Here is a 24713-nt window from a genome sequence, read left to right as displayed (position 1 = left end):
TATAGGGTACAAGCCTTATCCAATATACACACTTTCGCACGTACCAGCTTGCGGCTCATAGAAACAATGATTTTTATACTGGCCGGTAAACGGTTGCCCGTACCAAGTAGGGGGGCAGGGAGCATATGGATTAAAGTACCATAGCGCATATTGAGCGGGATGTTGTCGCCAGTTAGTTAAAGTTCGTTCAGCTAATCTTTTTTCAGATTCTCTTGCACGTTGATAAAACAAGTTTCCTTTTTGTACGGCTTCGAATGAATAATTATTACCTTGTATTTGGAAGATTACATCGTATATGGACCGCACATCATTGAAGTCCAAGCAGTCGGCTACTGCACGATTGACAATGACATTTCCGACATAGAGCATTCCTTGATTTCCTTCCGCTTCGGCTTCGGCTCTCATCATTCTAGCCATTAATGCGACATCTGAATCTCGGTATTTGACTCTCGCCATAGTTTTCACCTCATTATAGTGTATGAGAACAAGTGGAAATGATGTTACTTTTGGTGAAAAATCGAGGGAAATGCTTTGAAGAAAAAAACATGTTGATCGATGAGCTGATGATAGTCTATTATCTCAAATAGTAGAGTGAAGGTTATTAGTCGGGAGAGTCGAGAATACGGATGTACACTATATATAGAACAGTTCATTTCTTTAATAGAAACGTCAATGCGAAGGAAGAAGTCTATTTCCGCTAAGCTTTTGTTTTGAACTATTAGAAAATATAGTAAAATGGAAACGTTTACTATACAATTGTGGTAGAACAGAATGAGGAGGTATGCAGATGCATGTTCCATTGGTTTTGACGCAATTTCTAGATCGTGCAGTGACGTTGTATGGAAATAAGGAAGCGATTTTTGGGGAAGAAGGACGCTCTTTTACATACGCACAGTTAAACGGCCGGGTGAATCAGTTATCACGCGGGTTACGTGACATGGGTATTGAAAAAGGACATCATGTGGCATATTTATGTGGCAATTCTATTGAAATGCTTGAAGGATTTTATGGACTCTATCAAGTAGGCGGTGTCATGGTGCCGTTGAATACACGATTAAAGCCGGAGGATTATGTATTCATCTTAAATCATAGTGAGTCGAAGTTATTATTTGTTGACCAGGATTTATATCATCTCATCAAACCGATTGAGCACTCGCTCGATACGGTAGAAAAGATTATTATTCACCATAAAGCTGATGATTCGCAAGCAGTTGATTACGATATGTGGCTCGAATCATTCTCTCCAGAATCATTTGACCGCGCAGATGTGCAAGAAGAGGATGTGTGTAGTTTACTTTATACGAGTGGCACGACAGGTAATCCAAAAGGCGTTATGCTAACGCATCGGAATAATTATTTGCATGCCATGAGTGCCATGCATCATTTGCGTGTCACTGATGAGGATGTTCTCCTTCACGTGCTACCGATGTTCCATGTGAACGGCTGGGGGTCACCATTTTATTATACAGCGAACGGCGCTTCTCAAGTGTGCTTACGTAAAACGTCGGCTCAGACTATTATCGAAGCGATTGAAAAGCACAATGTGACGATCTTGCATATGGCACCGGCTGTATTGAATTTAATCTTCCAGTATTGCGAAGAACATAAGCCGACGTTCACTCATAAGATTCGAGTGATTGTTGCGGGCTCTGCTCCGCCACCTTCGTTTATCTCACGAGTCGAAAAAGAACTTGGATGGGAATTTGTTCAGGTGTACGGCATGACGGAAACATCTCCGTTAAGTTTGTTTTCTACGATTCGCTCGACGGTTCAACATTTGTCGGATGAGGAGCAGCTTCAGTTAAAAGCAAAAGCGGGCTATTCGATGATCGGTGTGGACGTTCGTTTACTTGACGACTACGGAGAAGACGTGGTGCAAGACGGTCAGCAAGTAGGTGAAATCGCGGTCCGTAGTCATGGTGTCATGAAAGGGTATTGGAAGAATAAAGAGGCGACTGATGAAGTGTTACGTAACGGCTATATGATGACGGGGGATATGGGGACGATGGATGAACACGGCTACGTCAATATCGTGGACCGAAAGAAAGACATTGTCATTAGTGGCGGTGAAAATATTTCTTCCATAGAAATCGAAGGTGTGCTCTATGACCATCCTGCTGTTTTAGACGCTGCGGTAATTGCTGTGCCGCATGAGAAGTGGGGAGAGACACCACATGCTTATATCGTATTGCGACGTGGTTCAGAAGCGACCGCGGCAGATCTTATAGACTTCACGAGATTGAAGCTAGCACATTTTAAAGCGGTGACAGGTGTGACGTTTGTGGAGGAGCTTCCAAAAACGGCATCAGGAAAGATCTTGAAAGTACAGCTCCGGGATGATTACTGGGATAAGCTAGGGGAAAAGGTCGTAAAGTGAATGAACCAAGTGGCTGCATTCTTTCGTTCTACTACGAGCGAAGGAGTGCTTTTTATGATGAAGAACTAGAAGAGTCACATCGGATTCTGAACAACAAAGAGTACCTGCAAAAATCTTTCTAAAAAAATTTGAAACTTTTCAAGGAATCCTCCGTCTATAGGGTGCGCAAATGATAATAGGGGGATTCACATGAAGAAAATATATAGTTGTCTGCTGTTACTTGCGAGCTTACTCCTATTTATAATGGGAAATGAAGCCAAGTGGAAATTGAATGAAGTACCATTGTTCCATGAGCAACCAGCGACAGCTTTTGCGGAAACGATACAAAGTAAACCGTTCATTATGGAAAAAGAATTTGATCAAGTATTGACGCTGACAAACAATCAACCGATTTTTATGAAGCAAGAAAACCTTATCCGAATTGGTGAACTGCAAGCCAATCAAGCAGTTGCGCTCATCGGAGAAGATGAAGAGTATTACGAAATTCGAGTAGGCAAGATGCCGGCTTTCATTCGTAAAGGTCAGGCAAAAGTAGAAAAGAATGTGATGAAAACACCTTTACATACAGAACAACTGGGTGCTGTAAAAACAGCCCAACAAACAGCCGTATATACAGAAGCGAATCTTGAAAGTACTGTTCTCATTCAATTAAGAAAAGGCTATCGCTATCCTGTCATAGCGGAAGAAAAAGACTGGTATGTTATCAAAATAGGTGAACGGGCTGGTTATATTCAAAAGCCTTCAGTAGAAATGGATGAAGGATTACCGATACTGCTGTATCACCAAGTGCTACCCCGTAAACAGATGAAAACGGAGATCAGTACCGTTTCACTCGAGAACTTTGAAAAGCAGATGGCGTATTTGGCAGATGAGCAATTTACGACACTGACTTCACAACAGTTGTATGATTACTTGGAAGGCCGGCTCATCGTGCCGGAGAAAGCATTGATTATTACATTTGATGATGGTTTATTGTCATCCAAAGAATACGCCTATCCTATCTTGAAACAATATGGCTTTACTTCGTCTCAGCATATTATTTCATCTCGTATGGATCGAGATAAAGACGGTCCGCCATTTGACGGTGGGGGACTTCTGAAGTATTTGACTGTGGAAGACCTTATCGAACTGAAAGATGTATTTCAGTTCGAAGCCCATACATGTGCATTGCATGAACTAGGTAGAGAAAGTGGAGCGGGCTTAGTATTCGAACATACAGAACAAGAAATCATGGAAGACTTACTGAAGAATTTACAACACGTGCCTTCAGCCGTTTCCATCGCCTACCCATATGGACAATATAATGAAGAGTTCATCGCGGCGGCGAAAGATGTAGGATTACTGATCGGCTATACAACAGTCGAAGGTTATGCCAATAGGGATCAATCCAATTATGAAGTGAACCGCTTTGGCATGACAGAAAAAAGGTCATTTAAGGATTTTGCAACGTATGTTGACGGAGACATGAGATGGCCATAGAAGAGAGTGACTAGCTAGATGAATGAAATGGATCAAATCATGAATGAACATTCGCGTTATTTAGTACGTATCGCTTATTTATACGTAAAAAACTGGTCAACCGCGGAAGACGTCGTGCAAGAAGTCTTCGTTACGTATTTCCAGAAGAGTGACCAGTTCCGTAATGAAGCGTCTATTAAAACGTACTTAACCAAAATGACCGCTAATCGTGCAAAAGATTATTTGCGCTCCTGGAAGCATAAAAAAGATGTGGTGTTCGAGACAATTTTTGTATCTTCTAAAAGCTCGGAACAACAATTACTGGAGAAAGAGCAGCTAGCTTCACTTGAAAAGCATTTATTCCAGCTGCCTTTGAAATACCGCGAGCCATTACTTTTATATTATTATGACGAACAATCGATTGCGGAGATCGCAGAATTTCTTGGACTCAATGAAAATACTGTCAAGACTCGGTTACGAAGAGCCAAGTTGCAACTCAAGGATTTTTTTGCGGAAGAGGAGGTAGAAACCAATGAATGATTTTAAACAAAAACTGGACCACATGATGGGAGATACAACGGAACAGGAACGACGAATCAAACAACGGGTACATGAAACGCTTCAACCTTCGCAAAGCAGGCGATTTTCTTGGCAAGCGCTGCTGGTCACGGCGGCACTACCGGTAGTGGCTTTGTTGTTAGTGTTTAACCTAGTTTCAGATAATCAATTCTCTTCTGATCAAGGTCCAGGAACGCCGTACGACCCACTTGACGATATGGCTATCATTTCTGCTTTACAAAAGAAAGATCAGCTATCAGCTATTGACTACGAAGAATTTTCTTCATTACCTGTAGTAAAGAAAGTGGACGGTCTATTATATGTCGATGACGAATCCTTTTCATTACAGTGGAGTCCGGATACGTATCATCCCGTTATAGAACGTAAGGCAGATCTGTATGATGCTTCGGTCTATGAACTCGGGGATGTGGTACGCACATTTACGAATACGAATAGTCACTTGCCTACGTATACAGGTGTCTATTATGAAGTCGTAGCGGTTCCTGGAGACCGGGTTGTATTGCAAAATGGCAAGCTGCACGTCAACGGTCACGAGTTATCCTCCGAATTGATGGATCGGTATAAGAAACAAAATATCACCATTGCGGGCGGTTATGATCAGCTGTTAAACGCTAGGGAATACCTGTTATTGAACCATTTCCCGGCAAAAGACACTGTGCAAGGAGCGACGATCACGCCTGTACACAAAATTTATGGTGAACTGATTGGCGTGGCAACCGAAGAAAAAACTGAATCTATCTATATAGATTATCTGACTGACCAACTCAAGAGCGACTATACAGCTGAGCAGTACTTTGATTTATATTTATATGACCAGCTAACAGGATTGGATAAACTGCCTGAATCCGAGTTCTTCGCACAAACGAGTCGAATTGGAGAGCTATTCCTTGAGGCGGCGTATCGTCGAGCGATTCCGATTGCCGATGATAAAGTAGAAATTCGTTATCAATATGGTCGTGAAGGCGTCGTGGAGCAAGTGTTCACTATGGGAAGGGATACAAGCTCCGGTCAATGGATAGTGGAAAAATAATGTACAGCACTCTGTAAAGGAGGTGATGCATACGTCTTTCACGCAAACCAGGTTGGCATTTGTTTAGCACAAGCCGTCAACCAACCGCTCGCTTATAGAGCCAGCCTGGTTTTTACTAGTTAAGAAAATGGGAAGCATTATGGGAGTAAGAAATAGAAAAGACATCAGACCGGCAACTGTTTTGCATAAGCCGTCAACCAACCGCTCGCTATATAGAGCCGGTCTGCTGTTTATACATACTGGATGTTACGGATACGAAACTCGTTCTGTTTGATCAAAAAGGCAAGAATTTCAATTTAAAAATTAACAAAGAAGTGCCTAGACTTTCCTCTTTGCATGAGGAGATGTATGATGAAATACTAAACGTATAAACTCATACTAGGAGATGATACTATGGCACTCAGTAGAAAAGAGTACTTACAGAAAATCATTGGATTACATGAACGCTTAATCATAGCGTCAGAAGAGTACGAAGGCATTTCCGAACAATTCATTTCAAAACAAAAGCTGGATATACCAGCGATGAAAGAACAATGGTTAGTGAAAGTAGAAGAGTTCAAGCAGATCCTCGCTGACATGAATGCGTTGGAAGTTCCGAATGCCTTTGAAACGGAAGGCAATGAACTGAAAGTAGCCTATACCGTATTCGTCGATTGTGTAGAAGAGAAGACGGAGAAGTTTAGCGTGGAAGCGATGGAGAGCGGGGAGCTCGATGTCCTACAGTCGAAGGAACAGCACGCCGCGGAAGATATGGAAGATTTGATTGAAAGTATGTTCCAGAAATAAGTTCTGAAAACATAAAGAAAATCTCAAACGGCAGACAGGTTTTTAATAAAACTTGTCTGTTGTTTTTTATTGATGAAAAAATGGAATGTGGCAAGTGCCTTGCCTTCACTTGAGATAGCTTCAACCCAAAGAATGAAGATTGTCTGACGACGTTGAGATAGAAATAGTCTATTCAAGCGAACGTTCTGCTCCATTCCAATCGAGTGTTTTGTTACCAGCAATAACCTAAGCATTTAAACAAACTACAAAAAAAGATATAGTGCGTGTGGAAAAAATATTTCCACACCTTGTATTCTTTTCTCTTTCTGACTCTATATAGTGTGCAAAGGAGGCGTTACCTATGACACTTAATAATCCTCTTAGATTCATGGTTCAAACAGAATTAGACGCAGCGGCATTAGTGAATCATTAAAACATCATCCGCAGTGGTGAGCAGTTGATCATTTTTCGAGTAATCAACACTTCTTCTAGATAGCTCTACCGTTTTGACCACGTAGTGATCTTTTGCGAATACGAGTAAAAACAGATCATCTCTATATTCAATTCCTTGCGTACTCCCTTTTAATTTACTATTCAGTGATCCTTCAATCATTTCTTTCGAAGTATAGGGACCGTAAACCATCGCTTTGTTCCACTCGAAATCGGTTAGTGACGTTAAGGAGATTTCGGTTACACCGCTCCTTGCTAAATCCTCAATTCTTTTAGCAAGCAAAGGATCTTCAGTTGCCCGATGAAGAAAAAACGTATTACATACTAGTAAAAACAAAGTGGCAAAGACAAACCAAATAATTTTCTTCTTCCACATATAGAGCACCCCTTCAGTAGGTGAGTAGTATACATAACGTTGGAAATAGAAAAAAGTTGCACGATTAAGTATTCGAAAAAAGGTATGCTCCCCATTAGCAAATTTAGGTAGTGGATGTATAATGGATACAAGAAGTATAATTTGGAGGCAATCAATATGAGCACAACAAAAATTATGAATGAAATGAAGAAATTAATAGAGGCAGATCCGTCACTTGCGATTAGTGAATGGAAAGGAACGTGCCATTATGTAGTAGGGGAAATGATGTCGCTCGAAACGAAAGATCTACAAGAGATTGATCTGAAAGGTATTGCGAAGCCAGGAGAAAAACAAGTCATGCCGATTGAACTATTAATCGCCGCGGCAACTACTAGTTTTGGTGTTACATTTCATTTAGAAGCCTATAATCAGGGTGTGACGGTGGATAGAGCAGAGATCGTTTTCACTGGCGTATGCGATAAAGCCCCATTTCTAGGAATTCAAAGCGGCAATAGCGGTATTATGAAACCGATGATCGTTTTATCTGCTGAGTCTACTACGAATAAAGGACAACTAGCAGAGATCGCGGCTATTGCGGTTGAACGTTCACCGATCCTTTCAAGTTTGAAGGAAGAAGTTATATTGCATATTAAATGATTTCATAGAGATATAAGATATGTATATACAAAAAACGCCATCACCTTGTCAATTCAGATTAGGTGATGGCGTTTTTATTCACTCAGAACTCAAGCGTTCTTTTCAAGTGGTTTAGCAGCGATATTGCCGCCTTCTTTTAAGTACTTAATCATGCCTTCCGCTGCGCGATAAGCGAATGCACCAATCGTAACGGTCGGGTTGTAATTACTGTTATGCGGGAAGGAAGACCCGCCTACGACGAATAGATTTTCCATATCCCACATTTGTGAGTAGGTGTTGACTGCGGAGTTTTCAGGAGAAGCTCCCATGATGGCACCACCGAAGAAGTGATCCGTATAGAATTTATGGTCAAATACCGTATCGTCTTTCACCACGTCGACGTTCATTTTGTCTGCACCCATTTCTTTCATGATCTCTTCACAACGTGCGACGCCTGCTTTCGCACGTGCGATGTCTTGTTTTGCATATTCAACGGTGACACGAAGAAGTGGATTGCCGAGTGCATCTTTATATGTTGGGTCCAGATCCATATACGTATTCTTGTTCGGCAAGAAGCCACTTTGTGGTGTGATGAATAGGTTACGATTATAATATTTTATTGAATTCTTTTTAAATTCTTTACCCCAACCAGGTGTATCATATGGAACTGCGTTATTGGCAATAGGACGTGAACCAAGTTGACTGTAGTGCACTTCATAGCCATGCAAGAAGTCTAGGTTCGTGTGATCTTCATTGTCCCCACTGAAGTCATCGATCGTCGCACCCATACCACCAGCACCCATGAAGTTATTGAACTTCTTGTCTTCAAAGAATCCGCGAGCGCCAATATACGTTGACAAGTTGTTGAAGTGACCTGTGAAGTTCTTGCCGATGATGCCTTGTCCTGTTTTCGGGTCGTATGGCTGTCCAATTTTAGAGTGTAACAACAATTTCGTGTTCGTAAAGACGAAACCTGCAAGTACTACGATATCTGCTAGTTGTTCGAATTCTTCTCCAGTCGTTGTATCGGTATAGATTAATCCGTTCGCTTTCTTTCCATCGTGGCTTACTCGATTCACGAACGCGTCATTACGGATTTCCATCTTACCTGTTTTATGTGCCGTCTTGAGTACCGTACCGATCGGATCCGCTTTCGCTCCGAAGTCACAACCATACTCTTCACAAAATGCACAATATACGCACCCGTTGATGGTTTCACCGTCTGGATTGGTGTACGTTTTTGAAGCATTCGCAGACGGAATACGATAAGGGTGGTAACCGAGCGCTTTCGTTGCTTTGGTGAACAGACGAATATTCGGCGTTTCCTTCATTGGCGGATTGGGGTACTTATCGGAACGTGGAGGACCAATTGGGTTTTCTTCGCCTGAGATGGCAGCTGTTTTTTCATATTGATCATAATATGGCTCGAGCTCATCATATGTAATCCCCCAATCCTGAATTGTCGATTCTTTAGGGATTTTATCTTTACCATAGCGCTCTACAGTCTTACTGTAAATTTCGAAATCATATGGCAACCAGCGGAAAGCTATCCCGTTCCAATGTACACCTGCGCCTCCCGTATGGTTTCCAAGACGTGCATTCATATTATTCCGAACCGGTATGGCTTCTTTGCTCATGGAGTTACGAGAAGTAATCGTGTCCTTATTCAATTCTTGCATGAGATCATACCGTTTAGAATAGCGCAGTTCGTCTTTCGTGCCAATATAGTCTTCATGCTTTTTATTTTTACCTCGTTCCAATATGACCACATTATATCCAGCTTTCGTAAGTTCAGCAGCCGCGATTCCTCCGACCCAACCTGAACCTACGATGACTGCATCTACTTTTTCAAGTTTTTTAACCATTGCATATCCTCCTCACGGTTTCTATTTTTAGTGACCTTGGTAATCTCTCAGACTGACGGGATCTAGCTTTACAAATTCATCTGATTCAATATAGTTGGAGTAGGAAGCCACTGCGCCCGGAAACTCTTTCATTTTCCAGCCCTCCATATTGAGATTGCCACCGTATAATGGATCGCAGTAAGCGCCTTCTAATGTCGCTTGTTTTAACAGAATGAAAAACTCAGAAGCTTTAACACCTTTCATCTTCACTTTGTTTGCTTCGACGTCCGTCATGATTTCTATTTGTTGCTCTTCAGTTGCTTGATCAAATGTGACTCCGAAACGCTTTTGACTTTCTTCGTCCATTTTACGTAATCCTAGCAAGAAGATCATGCCACGATCCAAAATCGACTGTTCTCCGCCTGGCCCTGCAGTTTGATCGGCTTCCTTCAAGTCAATCGCGTATGGAGCATGTCGGTAATCGTATGCATTGACACCCCAGCGGCCTGCTAGTTGTTTGTCGATATAATAAGGCACACCTAGTTTAATGGCGCCTGGACCGAGTTCGTCCTCAGGTAAAATCTGTTCTGTTGCTGCATGTAATACTTTAAAATCTTGATGACGTGTGAAAAACTGACGGGCTTGCGTTACTTCGACACCTTTATTGCTTTCGTTTACAGCTGTTTTGTTATGTTGATCATTTTTCTTATCCAAACCGCCTGAGATTAGACCTCCGAAAAGTGATCCACCGACGAGTCCACCAGCTACGAGTCCAGTATTTTTCAGGAAATTTCTCCGGCTACTATCTTGTTCGTGTTGCGGTTTGCCATTTACGTCTTTGGGTGGTTGTTGATCGGCCATCCAAACTCCTCCTTATACATAAAAATTTCATTGATCAGTAAACTGAATACCGGGATTTTTGCATAAACTCTACTGTTTTATCCTTCCCTTATTTATCATATTTAGACAACATCATAATCATTTAACATATTTTTATTGAGTTTTTTGATTTTGTAAGTGAAGAAGTAGTAGACTGTAATACAGTGTCGTTTTGTATGTTATCAAGTAAAACTATTCAAGTACGTTAGGTTGGAATAAATGATGTACTAAAAAACGAGCAATAATATACAGGAGTTAGTTGTGGGAAAATCACTTTATGTATTGCGTCATACGAAACGAAGGAGGATCTTAATGAAAGTAAAAATGGCTATTCTTCTATGTACAACCATTCTTATGTTAAGTGGCTGCAATAAGAAGATCGAAACGAATATGTCCGAAACTATGCCAGACTTTGAATTTACTACACAGGACGACCAACCGCTTGGCTTGAAGGATTTAAAAGGCGACTGGTGGATTGCTTATTTCTCTTATACCAACTGCATCACCGTATGCCCAAGAACGACCGCTAATATGGTCGGTGTTCAAGAGAGATTAAAGGAAGAGGGTTTGGAACCTCGTATTATCTCATTCGGTATAGATCCTGAAAATGATACACCCGAAGTATTAAGGAACTATGCTGCAGATTTTGGAGCAGATCTCCGTACGATGAGTTTTTTGACAGGTTATGATTTTGAAACGATTCAGGAATTATCAAGAAATACCTTCCTTTCTATATTGGAAAGTGGAGCTTTAGACCAACGTGCGCATAGCTATTATTTTTATTTAGTTAATCCTGACGGTGAAATTGTGAAAAGATATGATGGCCTAACAGCGAGGGAGAATGAATTGTTGATAGAGGATGTAAAGACCGTGTTAGGGAAATAAAGAAATACGTCAAAAATAACGCCTTTCTAATCACTTGATTAGAAAGGCGTTATTTGTTTTATCTACTTACCATTTCGGTACACCGACATGGTTTTCTACCCATTCTTCCGTGTAATGAATGGTTGTATTGGCTTTATTAAGAGGAACGACTTTAAAGCGCTTCTCTTGATCTTTAATGACGCCAGTCGGGAAGAAGCGTGGATCTTCGATAGTTACAGTCTTTTGATCACCCGTTTGTTCTTTCGTTACAGACAGTCTCGCGATTCCACCGAAGTTTGTATAATCGAACGGTTGGGCAGAATAGAAATTGCCGAGCGAGAAGAATACTTTAGTATTTCCTACTTCTCCATAGCGTTGTAAAACATGTGGGTGATGTCCGAATAGTACATCAGCACCCGCATCCGAAACGAATTGTGCAAGTTCCGCTTGATCTTTGGACGTTTCGAGTTGATACTCGGGACCCCAATGTAAGGATACGATCGTCACGTCTACCTTTGGCTTCATTTGCTGAATTTCATTTTCCATTCGTTCACGATCAATATAGTTGACCAAGTACTCTTTGTCTTGCAAGTCTAGCTTTACATTTGTACCGTACGTATAAGCGAGTACACCGATTTTGATACCGTTAACTTCGACAATCCGTTCTGTTTTGCGGTCTTTAAAAGATTCATAAGCCCCTACATACTGCATGCCATATTGTTGCGCATGTTCAATCGCCTTGCGCACACCATTTTCCCCTTTGTCGAATGTGTGATTGTTGGCGAATGAAACCATATCAACACCAACATCTTGTAAAGCGGGGAGTATATGTTTTGGACTGTTGAATTTTGGATAGGTAGATAAACCAAGTTCGACACCGCCAGGCATAGATTCCTGATTGGCCAAGAGAAAGTCAATACTAGCCATCTTCTCTTTTACCGCTTCGAATGCAAAATCGAAGTTAGGATATGTATAAATTGGATTATGTAATAATACATCGCCAACCATACCGATTGTCGCCGTATGAATAATCGTTTCTTCTAGTTTTTGATCTGATTCTACTTCAGTCAATTTTTCAGACGTATCTTTGGCCGCATTCTGTGGTGTTTGCACATCCGTTTTAGTCGATAATGCAAACTCTCTATTATTCCAATCGTTCCATAAAATTAGACCACCTATAATCCAAATAAAACCTAGTGATGCAACAAGCCATTTTCTGTTCACAAAAATCTCTCCATATCTATAATGACTATTTCTTGTCAGTCTCTAAAACTAACGATAGCACACTAGTAGAATAGTAAACAATGAAATTTGTAAATTGTAATAATATATTATTTTTCTCTACTATTATAGATAAAAAACGCCATACATCGACATGGGAATCGAGGCATGGCGTGGTTTCTCTATACATGTATTTTCGTCTGAATCAAGACTTTCTGTTCTTCGATGTCCTTCGTCGGCTTCTTCGACCAGATCGTCGCAAGAATTGGACCGGAAATATTATGCCAGATCGCACCCCATACGCTTGGAAGTGCAGCAAGTGGTCCGAAGTGGGCAGTTGCGAGCGCTACACCCAGTCCGGAGTTTTGCATGCCCACTTCGAGTGAAATGGCCCGTCTGTCGTTTTCATTCAATCCGAGTCCAAGTGCAATCACATAACCGAGAAGTAATCCGATCCCGTTATGCAAGAATACGGCGATGAATACGAGTAGACCTGAGCTTGCGACATTGCCTGTGTTAGCGGAAGTAACTGCAGCGACAATGATGAGAATCGCAACAACTGAAATGATCGGTACAACGGATACAGTTTTCGCAACCGCTTGCGGGAAAAATCGTTGAATGAGTAGTCCTAGCACAATCGGAATGATGATGACTTGGACGATTGACTTAAACATCGACAACGCATCTACGGGTAGCCATTGACCGGCTAACACTAGTAATAATAGCGGCGTGACAAGTGGTGCCAATAGAGTGGAAAGGGATGTCATCGCAACAGATAATGCAAGATTTCCTTTCGCTAGATAGACCATGACGTTTGAAGCAGTGCCCCCTGGAACAGATCCTAGCAATACAAGACCAGCTGCCAGTTCAGGTGGTAGCTTCAATAAATAGGCAAGACCGAAAGCAGCGAGTGGCATCACAACAAATTGAGCGGCTACGCCAATGATCACAGGTAGTGGATTGGTCAAAATGATTTTGAAGTCCACTGCACGTAACGTCAGTCCCATTCCGAACATGACAACACCGAGTAAAATCGTGATGTATGCACCTAATCCGAGGAAAGGGTTCGGAAACAGGAACGCGATCACAGCGACCAGGATGACCCAAAATGCAAAGTACTTTCCTGCGATAGAGCCGATTGTTTCGAGCGCTTTCATGGTTTCATCACCTCGGAATCCAGGTGGAAAATTTTATTTGGATTGAGTAGGTTATCCGGATCGAGAGCTCGTTTGATTTTCTGCATGACAAGAAGTGCAGCGCCGTGTTCTTGTTGCTGGTATTTCTGTTTGCCGATTCCGACACCGTGCTCTCCGGTACACGTACCGCCACGTTCCAGTGCATAGTGAACGATTTTTTCGTTTAGTTCGTCGGCTTTGGCTAGTTCTGCCGGATCATTCATATCCATCATTAGCAATACGTGGAAGTTACCATCGCCTACGTGGCCGACAATTCCCCCTGGCATTTCAAGTGACTCGACTACTTCACGTGCATGATTGACCGCGTCCGCCAGTTCGGAAATCGGTAGGCAGACGTCTGTGACCATGAGTTTTTTGCCGGGATTTCCATGAATATAGGCATAGGCCAGATTGTGACGAGCTTCCCATAGTCGATTGCGTTCTGCATTGTCGGTTTCAAATTCGATAGTTGTGCACTGATGATCTGCAACAATTTCTTTTGTAAATTCGACATCTTGTTGTAACCCCGCTTCATTGCCATGGAATTCCAGGAACAATGTGGGCTTTTCTTGATAATGAGTTTCACTGAAGATATTCGCTTGTTTAATAGAAGGCTCATCCACCAATTCTACCCGTGCAATCGGAACGCCTGCTTGCAAGATCGAAACGACTGCTTCAACTGCGTCATGAACGGTAGGGAATGATGCACGGGCAGCTGTTGTGAATTCAGGAATACCATAAACGCGTAAGGTCAGCTCAGTGAAGCAACCTAGTGTTCCTTCTGAGCCAACAAATAATCCGTTTAAATGAAGTCCAGATGCAGATTTAGCCGCTTTATTACCGGTATGGATGACCGTGCCATCTGCTAAGACCACTTCGAGGTCACGTACTTGATCGCGCATGACGCCGTATTTGACGGAAGTTGTGCCGCTAGCATTCGTTGCCGCCATGCCGCCAAGTGTCGCGTCTGCCCCTGGATCGACAGAGAAAAACAGTCCATGTTTCTTCAGTTCTTTATTTAATTGAGTACGTGTGACGCCTGGTTGGACCGTAACGAGGAAATCTTCCGCGCGTACGTCTAGAATCGCGTTCATGTTTGAAAAGTCTATTGTAATGCCCCCATTATCGGGAATAACACTACCTTCTAGGCTCGAGCCGAGTCCGAATGGTATGACCGCTACGTTACACTCTTTCGATACGCGCATAATTTTAACTACATCGTCAGTGCAAGAAGGGAACACGACAATATCAGGTAATTTCATCGTATGGTAGGATTCGTCCTTTCCGTGGAGTTCACGCACGGTTTCGTTGATGGTCACTTGTTGTTCGGTTAATACGTCTTGTAAAGCCTGGACGATTGTTTCAGTAGTCGCTGTCATAGTTGTTCTCTCCTTAAAGGTGAATTAGTGATGGTGAAGGTAGTTCTACTGATTAGAATTTTATAACTCGTGTATCGGACATTATACTATTATACTTATTAATCTGAATAATTCAACGATAGTTCACTCATCTTGTTCTTTTAATTCAATGTTTCATAAGCATAAAAACTATATTCACGCATGTTCGAAGGCCTATCTGACTAGCAGTAACCTTTCATATGAATAAAGGAACGCAAAAATAACTGACTGTTTTGTTTGTATTCTTATTAACACATACAAATGATGAACAGGCTTTGGCTAAGGAGTGTGTGAAATGAATACGATTTTGTTTGTGGAAACCACGAAGAGTGGTTCGAGCAGAGAAGCTATAAAGGCGGCAGAAAGGTTAGGCTACGCCACGGTGTTGTTAACCGAGAATGCGAGATTTATCGATCAAAGAGAGGAGTTTCCGGAAGTTACACAAATGATTCATATTGATCGCATAACGGAAGAAGCAATCCGAGAACATATTTATGCAATACAGAAGTTGGGATTAAAGCTGAAAGGGATTTTCAGTTTTGTAGATCCATTTGTATCGATGACCGCGCATCTCGCAAATGAATTTTGCCAAGCAGGAATTTCTGCTGATGCCTATTTGAAAATGGAGGATAAAGTGTTAACTAGAACAGCATTGGCTCAAAACGAAGTGACACCCAAATTTATGGTTTTTGAGCCAACGACAGATTTGAAGCAGTTCATCAGCGAGCAAGAGACATTTCCCCTTATCATCAAATCGCCACTGTCAAAGGCGTCAAGAGATGTGTACCTCGTAGAAGATCGAAAAGAAATGACGCGTGTTATGAAAAGTATGTTGAAAAACTATCCATCCCAGCAGATTGTCATTGAAGAGTATTTGGATGGCCCGCAGTATTTGGTTGAACTTGTGGTAGTGGAAGGAGAGCTCCATCTAGTTGCGGTAATTAAACAGGATATCCAAAAAGACTTGAAGTTCATCATTACCGGTTATGATATTCAGCTATCACTAGAGAGCAAGCTATATGCCAAGCTTGTTAGCGCAGTGGAATCGATTTGTAACGACCTCGGAGCAAAAAATGTCGCCTGTCATCTCGAGTTACGATATGTCAGGGATACCTGGAAGTTGATTGAGTTGAATCCACGAATATCGGGTGGCGCCATGAATCGCATGATCGAAGAGGCCTTTGGTATTAATTTGATGGAAGAGACGTTGAAGCTCTTTATGGGTGAAGAAATCAATTTGAAAAGAAGACACGAACATCATATCTATACGCATTATATTACCGTGAACACGTATGGCACGCTGTTGAAAGTGACAGGGAAAAATTATGCAATGAAGCGTGAAGGCGTGCGGGAAGTCTACGTGAAACCACGTAAAGGTACATTCATGACACCGCCGATATCAATGGGCAGTCGGTATGGCTATGTCATAGCTTCTGGTGATACCGCATCAAAAGCGAAACGAAATGCCATGCATGCCGCGAAGAATATCAAGTTTTATATAGAATCTAATGAGGAGTGAGAGCAGATGGTTACAGTGGGGATGTTGCATTCAAGGAAACACCCGAGCAAAGTAGATAAAGCCTTTGCCTGGGCAGCCGTTGCTAAAATGGAAGGAGTGAATTTTTACTACTTTTCGCCACAAGGCGTTAATTTTGAAGCGAATGTAATCTCAGGTTATGTATATGAAGAAGGTCAGTGGATAGAACAAGACATGAAGTTTCCCGATGTCATATACAATGCTTGCGGCATGAAGACCGATGAGGACATTGAAGTCTACACTAAATTAAGTAAGATCGTTCCTTTCACTTCACACTCAGTCGGCAATAAAATGAGTGTCTATAGAAGGATCAGTAAAATGCCCGAATTTGTAGATTATTTAATCCCGTCGATACGGATTGATCAACCTGAAGATGTGTTAGACACTATGAAGAAATATAAAAAAGTGATTATGAAACCAGTATCCGGCAGTCAAGGAAGGGGGATTTGGTTCATCGAGCAAGATGGAGAGCGTTTCCATACGATAATTGATACGGAACAGACGACCCAAAATCGCGAACAACTACTTTCCAGTATTCAAGACTTACTCCGTGAGCAAGCTTACTTGGTCCAGCCGTATATATCCTGCCGAACGAAAGACGGGAATCCCTATGATTTCAGACTACATGTTCAGAAAGACGGGGAAGGGAAATGGATGATTTCGATTATTTACCCTCGGATCGGTACGATGGATAGAGTGACGAGTAATCTTGCTCGTGGAGGCAGTATGGGGACGTTTCGATCGTTTTTAGAAAGGGAATTTGGCGATGAACGAAGGAATATGAGACAGACTTTAGAGAAGTTTGCTGACCGTTTCACCAATGAATTCGAAAGTACTTACGACATAGAATTTGATGAGCTCGGAATTGATATAGGTGTCGACGAAAATAATAAGCTTTGGATATTCGAAGTGAATTGGAGACCAGGAAATGAGGAACTCGCATTTACTATAGCGAAAAACCTTGTTCCTTATGCCGTGTATGTTGCCAATCAACATAAATCGACGTGATGGTTATTCCAAGAATTATCCATTCATGTCTGTCCGCACATAACCTTTCTTTCGACTTTGTCATATAGATAGTAGATACGTATAGGAAGGGTAGGTGAAAAAATGAATAACCCAAGTGCAATTTGTATTGCGATGAAAAAATTACTGAAAGAACAAGAGTTGATGGCTACATTCAGTCAAGGATTTCAATACGTCTGTTCGTTTCCTGTCTTCGATACGATACCCTTTACACTTCACGACTGCGAGTTACACACACCATTTAGCGCCCATTATAAATGTATAAAGACCCCTTATTTCAGATTGGAAAAAATCGATATAGACACATGCTGTGCAAGCTTAACTTTACTAGAGCCAGTTGATATGGAAGGCAATCCAGTAGACATTTGCGAAGAATTTTACTCCCTTCGGAAGACGAAAAGCTGTATTATAGTCAATATCAATTGTTTTTGTACCATCACACCACTTCCCCCTAAGCTAGTTGATAAAAAATTACCTACTATTGAACCGAAAAAATAAATACAAACCAACAGGTGAACTTATATGCACAATACAATTAGAAAACAAATTTTTGAACAAATAGATACGGACTATCAGAAGTTTTCATCCGCACTCATACCGACGAACGAAAATATTCTTGGCGTGCGAATGCCGGCACTACGTAAACTTGCAAAAGGCATTGCAAAAGATGATTGGCGGACGTATCTACAGACAGTGAATGATGAGTATTTTGAAGAAGTGATGTTACAAGGTTTAGTGATGGGTTACGTAAAAGTGGACATCGAAGAGCTTTTGACGTACGTAGCGAAATTTGTTCCGAAAATAGATAACTGGTCCGTTTGCGATAGTTTTTGTTCGGGGTTGAAAATGACCAAACAACATAAGGAACGTGTTTGGTCATTCCTCCAACCATATGTAGTTTCGGAGAACGAATATGAACTTCGCTTCGGCATTGTCATGTTGCTCATTTATTATATTGAGCGCGACTATATCGACAGAGTACTGGGCTTACTAGATCATGTGCAACATGAAGGATATTACGTCAAAATGGCGGTGGCTTGGGCGTTGTCTAGTTGTTTTGTAAAGTTGCCTGACCCCACACTGGATTATTTGGCTAGGGAAAATTCATTGGATGTATTTACGTATAATAAAGCGTTACAGAAAATCACAGAGTCGATGCGTGTGGATCAAGAGACGAAACAAGTACTTCGCAGTATGAAAAGGCGCTGACAAAAACCTAGTCTTGTGACTAGGTTTTTAGTTATGAATACGGCTTTTCAAAAAGCCATTATTCAGATCGTAAAGTATAAAGAAAAGTATTGGGATGGATAAAAATAAGAGAAACCTGACAAATAATCAGGCTTCTCTTAAAACTATTTTGAAAGCAATATTTCAATTCACATACATCTGAATGAATCGATTTTTTGCAAATCTAACCCATAATATTCCCATCGGTACCGTCGTGAATCCCATCGATACCCAGCAATTGAAGTTCTGCCAACGAATGTCGGGTAGTACCAGAACCCTTTGTTTCGCGAAGTCCATACATACGTATAACGGTACAAGCAGCCTGCTATGCCGCCCGGATCAACTGCGCGTAGTTGAGCGTCCGGATAGCTCGGTATTTGATTTGGAGGAGCGGAAGTCGGTGCACTTTGCTGTGGATGACCTCCTGGCTGTCCATGGTGATGAGGGTCTTGGTGATGACCGTGGTTGTCATGCTGTTGATGATGTCCTGGATATCCATGCTGGACAGGATACCCCGAGTGCCCCGGATAGGCGGGTTGATGAGGATAATTTGGATAACCGGGCTGATGTTGCTGTGGATACCCTGGATAACCAGGCGGCCATTGCGGATTTTGTTGATTGGGTGGCGGGTATCCTGGATATCCACTTGGCCATCCCTGTTGTTGTTGGCCATATTGTGGGTGATACTGTTGATGGTGTCCTTCATTCTGCTGACCTGGATATCCGTCAGGTAGCTTCGGATACCACATGCCTTCATCCTGCTGATTCAAACGATCACTCCTTCATTTAGACTAATTTCACACACAACGAAACTGATCAATACGTTGCAAATCAATGCCTATATACTCCCAGCGGAATCTGCGTGAATTCCACTGAAACCCTGCGACGGATTGTCGACCGACAAATGTCGGATAAAACCAGAATCCATTCCGTCGTGAAGTCCATACATACGTAAAGCGATACAAACAACCTGCGATGGCACCCGGGTCTACCGCGAACGCCTGAAATTCTGGATAGCTCGGGATTTGATTCGGTGGCGCGGAAGTAGGAGCTGCCGCCTGACCGCCTGGATTCCCTGGCCGACCTGGTTGCTGTCCAGGGAAATTCGGTTGCTGGGGAAAACTAGGTGATCCAGGGAAGCCGGGCATACTCGGAAACCATTGCATACCTGGGAACCTTTGAGATCCCTGCATACCTGGAAACCAAGGTTGCCATGAAGAAAACGATTGTGCTGTGGAGAAGCCTTGTGGGTCAGCACCTTGCCAATATGGATCTGTATATTGCGGATACCCCATAAAATCATCTTGTGGATTCAACTTTTTACGCCTCCTTTTCTATTCGTTTTATCATATGCAGTCTGTTGGTTATTTGACCTTATTATCTCTTCGCACGACAGTTGTGCTAAACTAATGACAAAGGAAGTGGAATAGAATGAATGAAAATAAACCGCATATTTTAGTAGTGGATGGAATGGCATTGTTATTCCGTTCATTTTTTGCGACGGCACATAGCGGGCAGTTTTTCCGCAATGCATTCGATGTACCAACGAATGGCGTGCAAGGATTCGCACGACATACGATGAGTGCCATTTCGATTTTCCAACCGACGCATTTGGCGGTGTGTTGGGATATGGGATCCAAAACATTCCGTAATGAATTATTCGCAGACTATAAAGCGCATCGCCCTGCACCTGCACCGGAATTAATTCCCCAGTTTGATATGGCACGGGAAGTATCGGAAACACTAGGGTGGAAGAGTTATGGAATTAACAATATGGAAGCGGATGATCTGATTGGTTCGCTGATTGAAACGTGGAAAGACGAAGCGAAATTGACAGTAGTGTCGGGAGATAAAGATTTACTTCAGTTACTCCAGCCAGATGTGTCGATTGCGCTGACGAAAAAAGGCTTCACGCAGTATGATGAATACACGGAAGCTCGTTTTATAGAAGAGTATGGGATTACTCCTAAGCAATTCATTGACATGAAAGCATTCACTGGAGATTCTAGTGACGGTTACCCTGGAGTGAAGGGAATTGGGCCGAAGACGGCATTAAAGCTCATACAGGAGTATGGTTCGGTCGATGGTGTGCTCGCGGCAAGAGAAAGATTAACAGCTGGTGTCCAGAAGAAGCTGAATGCAGAAGAGGAAATGCTCATGATTTCGAAGGAACTCGCAACCATTCATTGTGAAATCAAACTCGATGATCCTTTAGAAGAATTGATCATTCCCGAGTTCACTGCAGAAACAGCTAACGTGATGGACGAACTAGGATATTCCATGATCGCTAAACAAGGATTACCTGTTTCACCGTTTTAACGGTTCGATCTTAACAAACGTCAAAATCTTTTTATTCGGTTCATAGGGGATGGAACGTACACGGCTCGCGCGATTTCTGCCGCCGTGGTCATGAACGAGTACATGCAGTTGATTGTCTACATATTCATACCCGACCATCACGACCCAATGATAATCGAATGAAAAACGACTACACCATTTGAACTTGAACCACTTATCAAATTTTACCGCAACGGGACGGTCTTCATCGACCTGTTCAATCGCCTGCTGCACATGACAAACTTTCACATGCCATTGCGAGCCGAGCAATCGGTTCAGCTGACGAACAAAGCGCCAAGTAGGCAAACCAATCTTCGTACTACCTAATGTTCGATACAACTCATTAATAGAAGGAATCGGTTCAGAGGGAAAGAAATGACGCAACAAAACATACGCTGTAACAGGTCCACAAGCCGACGGACGGTAGCTTGGTTCAATGTCGTTGTCATATTGGGATTTGCCTTTTACTTCTATGTATTTGGACATGAAGAACTCCTTCTTTCTACGGAAAGTTGTTTTTTGTGAAGGGTTGATGTGTAGCGCTCATAGTTGTTGCGTCCTCGCCCTATAAAGCAAATGCTGAGAACCTATTGGCTCTCAGCATTTTCACATAGCATCTTCAAATCTTCACTTCGTCTAAAAACTCCGTAACTTGTTCAGGTGACTTCGCAGACGCACTATGTAGATGTGCATGCTTCTCGCCGTTTTGGAAGATTAACAAACTTGGAATACCCATTACATCATACTTTTCAGCAATTTCAGGAATAACGTCGCGATCCGCTTCATACCATGTGTATGTATCGTATTTTTCAACGATTGGATCAATGAACATATCCATACGCTTACAGTCTGGGCACCAGTCTGCTTCAAACTTCACAAGTACTGGTTGGTCACTCGCAATGATTTCTTCAAACTCCGTAGCTGTTTTAATTTCTTTCATCAAAATCGCCTCCATTCAGTAAATAGTGTACAATGAATAGAGAAGGTTTGGTATTAAATTGCTTATTTTAAAAAGTCTGATTATATTCAAAATAAATATTGCGAAATAGTTTCAAATGATTTATACTAGCAATTATAGGCAACGCGTATTTTTTTTACACGATAAATGAATGAGCGTTCATTCAAGAAACATAAGGGGGAGGATTACACGTGACTTATCAAATTAGAAAAGCGGCAGTTTTAGGATCTGGAGTTATGGGTTCTGGAATCGCAGCACACTTGGCGAATACAGGCATTCCCGTACTATTACTAGATATTGTACCAACGAAATTAGGTGCAGATGACGAGGCAAAAGGCTTAACATATGATAATCCACAATTCCGCAATAAGTTTGCGGCTACAGCTTTGGAGAAGTTACAAAAACAAAAACCAGCTCCTTTAACAACGAAGAATAGCTTGTCATTACTTACACCAGGAAACTTCGAGGATCATTTGGATCAATTAAAAGACGTAGATTGGATCATTGAAGTCGTCGTAGAAAACTTGGATATTAAAAAGAGTTTATATGAAAAGATTGAAAATGTGCGAAAGCCAGGCACCATTATTTCATCCAATACATCGGGGATCAGTATTGAAGCGATGACGGAAGGACGTTCGGAAGATTTCCAGAAGCACTTTCTAGGAACGCACTTCTTCAATCCTCCAAGATACTTAAAATTACTTGAAATTATTCCTACACAAGCGACATCACCTGAAGTTGTAGAGTTCATGACAGTGTTCGGTGAGGATCGTTTAGGTAAGGGAGTCGTGATCGCAAAAGATACTCCAAACTTTATTGCTAACCGAATTGGTACGTATGGTTTACAAGTGACAGTGCATGAAATGCTAGAACGCGGTTATACAATCGGAGAAATTGACTCGATTACAGGTACATTGATCGGCCGTCCGACATCCGCCACATTCCGTACGTTAGATGTTGTGGGACTGGATACGTATATGCACGTTGCGAAAAACGTCTACGATCAAACGACGGGGGAAGAGCAAAAAATATTTGAACTACCTGATGTCGTAACTAAAATGATCGATAATGGCTGGATCGGCGCAAAAGCAAAACAAGGCTTCTATGTAAAAAAAGGCCGAGACATTATGGAATTGGATATGAAGACATTTGAATATGTTCCTACACAGAAAATGAAAGCGCCTTCAATAGAAATGGCGAAACAGCAAAAAGGACTAGCTAATAAAGTGAAGACGTTACTGTATGCAAAAGATCGTGCAGGCGAGATTTTGTGGAATACGTTAACACCGACGATGCTATATGCTGCACAACTTCACGGTGAAATTGCAGACGATATCGTTTCTATTGATAACGCAATGAAATGGGGCTTCGGCTGGACGCAAGGGCCATTTGAAATTTGGGACGCGATCGGCGTGAAGAAGTCTGTGGACATGCTGAAAGAAGAAGGCAAGGAAATTCCTACACTCGTACAGTCATTGCTCGATAAAGGCTATGAAACTTTTTATAAAGAAGAGAATGGCGATACGTACTACTTCGACGGCACGGACTATCAGATGGTGCAAGTGAATGAGAAAGCGATTAACTTGAAGCAGTATAAGAAAAAGCACGGTGTCATCAAGAAAAATTCTGGCGCAAGCTTGATTGACCTTGGAGACGGCATCGCATTACTTGAATTCCATTCACCATCAAATGCGATTGGCTTGGACATCATTCAGATGATCAACTTCGCAGTAGACGAAGTAGAGCGGAATTTCAAAGGGCTTGTAATCGGCAATCAAGGGAAAAACTTCTGTGTCGGTGCAAACCTTGGCATGATTTTAATGGAAGCACAAGATGATAATATTTTTGAACTCGACTTTGTCATCCGTTCATTCCAAAATGCCATGTTGAAGATTAAATATAGCGGGAAGCCGGTTGTTGCGGCGCCATTCCAAATGACGCTAGGTGGCGGGGCAGAAGTTTGTCTTCCAGCTGCACATATTCAGGCATCTATGGAAACGTATATGGGACTGGTTGAAGTAGGGGTAGGCTTGATTCCAGGAGGTGGCGGAAACGTCAACTTGTATCAGAAGCACTTAAAAGGTTTACCGAACGGTGTCCCTATTGATTATCAATATATTGCGAATAAAGTATTTGAATCCATTGCGATGGCGAAAACGTCGACCTCTGCTGAAGAGGCAAGAGAGAACAACTTCCTCGACTTTGCAGACGGCATAAGTGTCAATCCTGATCATCTGATCTACGACGCGAAGCAGGCCGCTCTGTCACTATTTGAAGCAGGCTATGTAGCACCGAAGAGAGCGAAAGTTCCTGTAACTGGTGACTCAGGCTATGCGACACTATTACTGGCAGCTGAAGGGATGTTCATTTCTGGATTCATTAGCGAACATGATTTAAAGATTGCGAAGAAACTCGCTTACGTACTGTCAGGCGGAAAAATTCCGTATGGTACACGTGTCGATGAGCAGTACTTACTTGATTTAGAACGCGAAGCATTTTTAAGTTTAGTGGCAGAACCGAAATCACAGCAGCGTATGCAGCATATGCTGGTCAAGGGGAAACCGTTACGTAACTGATGAGGATAGCTAAAGGAGGAAA

General features: G+C 42.0%; 25 protein-coding genes. 13 read left to right on the top strand and 12 right to left on the bottom strand.

Annotated features, from left to right (window positions below):
* Positions 1–15 precede the first annotated feature (15 nt).
* A complete protein-coding gene (locus CSV75_RS13165; protein ID WP_099637003.1) occupies positions 16–456 on the bottom strand; it encodes a cell wall hydrolase in 441 nt (146 codons plus the stop codon).
* A 331-nt stretch (positions 457–787) separates the two neighbouring features.
* Here CSV75_RS13165 and CSV75_RS13160 point away from each other — a divergent pair, with 331 nt between their 5' ends.
* The 5 genes from CSV75_RS13160 to CSV75_RS13140 all read left to right on the top strand — a co-directional run bounded on the left by CSV75_RS13160 (position 788) and on the right by CSV75_RS13140 (position 6230).
* On the top strand, positions 788–2377 hold the full coding sequence (locus CSV75_RS13160; RefSeq protein WP_099676190.1) for a long-chain-fatty-acid--CoA ligase: 1590 nt from the start codon (positions 788–790) through the stop codon (positions 2375–2377).
* 189 nt (positions 2378–2566) lie between these two features.
* On the top strand, positions 2567–3856 hold the full coding sequence (locus CSV75_RS13155) for a polysaccharide deacetylase family protein (protein ID WP_099676189.1): 1290 nt from the start codon (positions 2567–2569) through the stop codon (positions 3854–3856).
* A gap of 18 nt (positions 3857–3874) precedes the next feature.
* Positions 3875–4375, top strand: a complete 501-nt coding sequence (locus CSV75_RS13150; protein ID WP_099676188.1) for a sigma-70 family RNA polymerase sigma factor — start codon at positions 3875–3877, stop codon at positions 4373–4375.
* Complete coding sequence (locus tag CSV75_RS13145) at positions 4368–5444, top strand: S26 family signal peptidase (RefSeq protein WP_099637007.1); 1077 nt, start codon at positions 4368–4370, stop codon at positions 5442–5444. Before CSV75_RS13150 ends, CSV75_RS13145 begins: the two co-directional genes overlap by 8 nt.
* 393 nt (positions 5445–5837) lie before the next feature.
* The gene (locus tag CSV75_RS13140) at positions 5838–6230 is read left to right on the top strand and encodes a hypothetical protein (RefSeq protein ID WP_099676187.1); all 393 of its coding nucleotides are present in this window, start codon (positions 5838–5840) and stop codon (positions 6228–6230) included.
* 23 nt (positions 6231–6253) lie between these two features.
* Here the strand turns inward: CSV75_RS13140 and CSV75_RS16135 are convergent, their stop codons facing one another.
* Positions 6254–6463, bottom strand: coding sequence for a hypothetical protein (locus tag CSV75_RS16135; RefSeq protein WP_144034784.1), 210 nt, complete (start codon positions 6461–6463; stop codon positions 6254–6256).
* Positions 6464–6627: 164 nt separating this feature from the next.
* The gene (locus CSV75_RS13135; RefSeq protein WP_099676186.1) at positions 6628–7035 is read right to left on the bottom strand and encodes a hypothetical protein; all 408 of its coding nucleotides are present in this window, start codon (positions 7033–7035) and stop codon (positions 6628–6630) included.
* 156 nt (positions 7036–7191) lie between these two features.
* Here CSV75_RS13135 and CSV75_RS13130 point away from each other — a divergent pair, with 156 nt between their 5' ends.
* Positions 7192–7671 carry an OsmC family protein gene (locus CSV75_RS13130; RefSeq protein ID WP_158231664.1) on the top strand — a complete coding sequence of 160 codons (480 nt, stop codon included), beginning with the start codon at positions 7192–7194 and terminating at the stop codon, positions 7669–7671.
* 89 nt (positions 7672–7760) lie between these two features.
* On the opposite strand, the gene CSV75_RS13125 is transcribed toward CSV75_RS13130, so the two are convergent.
* Positions 7761–9515 (bottom strand): GMC family oxidoreductase, encoded by a 1755-nt coding sequence (locus CSV75_RS13125; protein WP_099637011.1) that lies wholly within the window; start codon positions 9513–9515, stop codon positions 7761–7763.
* A 27-nt stretch (positions 9516–9542) separates the two neighbouring features.
* Positions 9543–10355 (bottom strand): gluconate 2-dehydrogenase subunit 3 family protein, encoded by an 813-nt coding sequence (locus CSV75_RS13120; RefSeq protein ID WP_099637012.1) that lies wholly within the window; start codon positions 10353–10355, stop codon positions 9543–9545.
* Between the two features lie 330 nt (positions 10356–10685).
* Between CSV75_RS13120 and CSV75_RS13115 the strand changes: the two genes are divergently transcribed.
* Positions 10686–11258 (top strand): SCO family protein, encoded by a 573-nt coding sequence (locus CSV75_RS13115; protein WP_099676185.1) that lies wholly within the window; start codon positions 10686–10688, stop codon positions 11256–11258.
* Between the two features lie 66 nt (positions 11259–11324).
* On the opposite strand, the gene CSV75_RS13110 is transcribed toward CSV75_RS13115, so the two are convergent.
* The 3 genes from CSV75_RS13110 to CSV75_RS13100 all read right to left on the bottom strand — a co-directional run bounded on the left by CSV75_RS13110 (position 11325) and on the right by CSV75_RS13100 (position 15012).
* Positions 11325–12461: a CapA family protein gene (locus CSV75_RS13110; protein ID WP_099676184.1), complete on the bottom strand. Its 1137-nt coding sequence runs from the start codon at positions 12459–12461 to the stop codon at positions 11325–11327.
* A gap of 179 nt (positions 12462–12640) precedes the next feature.
* Positions 12641–13615, bottom strand: coding sequence for a bile acid:sodium symporter family protein (locus CSV75_RS13105; RefSeq protein WP_099676183.1), 975 nt, complete (start codon positions 13613–13615; stop codon positions 12641–12643).
* Entirely contained in the window at positions 13612–15012 is a 1401-nt protein-coding gene (locus tag CSV75_RS13100; RefSeq protein WP_099676182.1) for an FAD-binding oxidoreductase, read from the bottom strand. The genes CSV75_RS13105 and CSV75_RS13100 overlap by 4 nt, the downstream gene beginning before the upstream one ends.
* A 313-nt stretch (positions 15013–15325) precedes the next feature.
* On the opposite strand from CSV75_RS13100, the gene CSV75_RS13095 reads away from it, so the two are divergent.
* From CSV75_RS13095 to CSV75_RS13080, 4 genes are all read left to right on the top strand, one after another.
* Positions 15326–16549: an ATP-grasp domain-containing protein gene (locus CSV75_RS13095; RefSeq protein ID WP_099676181.1), complete on the top strand. Its 1224-nt coding sequence runs from the start codon at positions 15326–15328 to the stop codon at positions 16547–16549.
* Positions 16550–16555: 6 nt separating this feature from the next.
* Complete coding sequence (locus CSV75_RS13090; RefSeq protein ID WP_099676180.1) at positions 16556–17575, top strand: YheC/YheD family endospore coat-associated protein; 1020 nt, start codon at positions 16556–16558, stop codon at positions 17573–17575.
* A gap of 102 nt (positions 17576–17677) precedes the next feature.
* On the top strand, positions 17678–18091 hold the full coding sequence (locus tag CSV75_RS13085; RefSeq protein ID WP_099676179.1) for a CotY/CotZ family spore coat protein: 414 nt from the start codon (positions 17678–17680) through the stop codon (positions 18089–18091).
* A 24-nt stretch (positions 18092–18115) separates the two neighbouring features.
* Complete coding sequence (locus CSV75_RS13080) at positions 18116–18802, top strand: DNA alkylation repair protein (RefSeq protein WP_099676178.1); 687 nt, start codon at positions 18116–18118, stop codon at positions 18800–18802.
* A 167-nt stretch (positions 18803–18969) separates the two neighbouring features.
* Here the strand turns inward: CSV75_RS13080 and CSV75_RS13075 are convergent, their stop codons facing one another.
* Positions 18970–19590: a hypothetical protein gene (locus CSV75_RS13075; protein ID WP_099676177.1), complete on the bottom strand. Its 621-nt coding sequence runs from the start codon at positions 19588–19590 to the stop codon at positions 18970–18972.
* Positions 19591–19617: 27 nt separating this feature from the next.
* Positions 19618–20136: a hypothetical protein gene (locus CSV75_RS13070; protein ID WP_199171364.1), complete on the bottom strand. Its 519-nt coding sequence runs from the start codon at positions 20134–20136 to the stop codon at positions 19618–19620.
* A 115-nt stretch (positions 20137–20251) separates the two neighbouring features.
* Between CSV75_RS13070 and CSV75_RS13065 the strand changes: the two genes are divergently transcribed.
* Complete coding sequence (locus tag CSV75_RS13065; protein WP_099676176.1) at positions 20252–21139, top strand: 5'-3' exonuclease; 888 nt, start codon at positions 20252–20254, stop codon at positions 21137–21139.
* On the opposite strand, the gene CSV75_RS13060 is transcribed toward CSV75_RS13065, so the two are convergent.
* The gene (locus CSV75_RS13060) at positions 21128–21643 is read right to left on the bottom strand and encodes a C39 family peptidase (protein ID WP_099676175.1); all 516 of its coding nucleotides are present in this window, start codon (positions 21641–21643) and stop codon (positions 21128–21130) included. The genes CSV75_RS13065 and CSV75_RS13060 overlap by 12 nt on opposite strands.
* Positions 21644–21776: 133 nt before the next feature.
* The gene (locus tag CSV75_RS13055) at positions 21777–22097 is read right to left on the bottom strand and encodes a thioredoxin family protein (protein WP_099676174.1); all 321 of its coding nucleotides are present in this window, start codon (positions 22095–22097) and stop codon (positions 21777–21779) included.
* Positions 22098–22306: 209 nt separating this feature from the next.
* Here CSV75_RS13055 and CSV75_RS13050 point away from each other — a divergent pair, with 209 nt between their 5' ends.
* Positions 22307–24691: a 3-hydroxyacyl-CoA dehydrogenase/enoyl-CoA hydratase family protein gene (locus CSV75_RS13050; RefSeq protein ID WP_099676173.1), complete on the top strand. Its 2385-nt coding sequence runs from the start codon at positions 22307–22309 to the stop codon at positions 24689–24691.
* The last annotated feature ends 22 nt before the right edge of the window (positions 24692–24713 follow it).

Source organism: Sporosarcina sp. P18a (genome assembly GCF_002743135.1).
Classification (GTDB): domain Bacteria; phylum Bacillota; class Bacilli; order Bacillales_A; family Planococcaceae; genus Sporosarcina.
This window is presented reverse-complemented; position numbering and strand designations above follow the sequence as displayed.

Bases quoted from the DNA above. Each gene is read 5' to 3' on its own strand.
- CSV75_RS13155 (WP_099676189.1), top strand. From the start codon at position 2,567: ATGAAGAAAATATATAGTTGTCTGCTGTTACTTGCGAGCTTACTCCTA.
- CSV75_RS13115 (WP_099676185.1), top strand. From the start codon at position 10,686: ATGAAAGTAAAAATGGCTATTCTTCTATGTACAACCATTCTTATGTTA.
- CSV75_RS13065 (WP_099676176.1), top strand. From the start codon at position 20,252: ATGAATGAAAATAAACCGCATATTTTAGTAGTGGATGGAATGGCATTG.
- CSV75_RS13165 (WP_099637003.1), bottom strand. From the start codon at position 456: ATGGCGAGAGTCAAATACCGAGATTCAGATGTCGCATTAATGGCTAGA.
- CSV75_RS13080 (WP_099676178.1), top strand. From the start codon at position 18,116: ATGCACAATACAATTAGAAAACAAATTTTTGAACAAATAGATACGGAC.
- CSV75_RS13145 (WP_099637007.1), top strand. From the start codon at position 4,368: ATGAATGATTTTAAACAAAAACTGGACCACATGATGGGAGATACAACG.
- CSV75_RS13060 (WP_099676175.1), bottom strand. From the start codon at position 21,643: ATGTCCAAATACATAGAAGTAAAAGGCAAATCCCAATATGACAACGAC.
- CSV75_RS16135 (WP_144034784.1), bottom strand. From the start codon at position 6,463: ATGCTTAGGTTATTGCTGGTAACAAAACACTCGATTGGAATGGAGCAG.
- CSV75_RS13160 (WP_099676190.1), top strand. From the start codon at position 788: ATGCATGTTCCATTGGTTTTGACGCAATTTCTAGATCGTGCAGTGACG.
- CSV75_RS13085 (WP_099676179.1), top strand. From the start codon at position 17,678: ATGAATAACCCAAGTGCAATTTGTATTGCGATGAAAAAATTACTGAAA.
- CSV75_RS13105 (WP_099676183.1), bottom strand. From the start codon at position 13,615: ATGAAAGCGCTCGAAACAATCGGCTCTATCGCAGGAAAGTACTTTGCA.
- CSV75_RS13125 (WP_099637011.1), bottom strand. From the start codon at position 9,515: ATGGTTAAAAAACTTGAAAAAGTAGATGCAGTCATCGTAGGTTCAGGT.
- CSV75_RS13135 (WP_099676186.1), bottom strand. From the start codon at position 7,035: ATGTGGAAGAAGAAAATTATTTGGTTTGTCTTTGCCACTTTGTTTTTA.
- CSV75_RS13120 (WP_099637012.1), bottom strand. From the start codon at position 10,355: ATGGCCGATCAACAACCACCCAAAGACGTAAATGGCAAACCGCAACAC.
- CSV75_RS13140 (WP_099676187.1), top strand. From the start codon at position 5,838: ATGGCACTCAGTAGAAAAGAGTACTTACAGAAAATCATTGGATTACAT.
- CSV75_RS13100 (WP_099676182.1), bottom strand. From the start codon at position 15,012: ATGACAGCGACTACTGAAACAATCGTCCAGGCTTTACAAGACGTATTA.
- CSV75_RS13095 (WP_099676181.1), top strand. From the start codon at position 15,326: ATGAATACGATTTTGTTTGTGGAAACCACGAAGAGTGGTTCGAGCAGA.
- CSV75_RS13055 (WP_099676174.1), bottom strand. From the start codon at position 22,097: ATGAAAGAAATTAAAACAGCTACGGAGTTTGAAGAAATCATTGCGAGT.
- CSV75_RS13090 (WP_099676180.1), top strand. From the start codon at position 16,556: ATGGTTACAGTGGGGATGTTGCATTCAAGGAAACACCCGAGCAAAGTA.
- CSV75_RS13130 (WP_158231664.1), top strand. From the start codon at position 7,192: ATGAGCACAACAAAAATTATGAATGAAATGAAGAAATTAATAGAGGCA.
- CSV75_RS13150 (WP_099676188.1), top strand. From the start codon at position 3,875: ATGAATGAAATGGATCAAATCATGAATGAACATTCGCGTTATTTAGTA.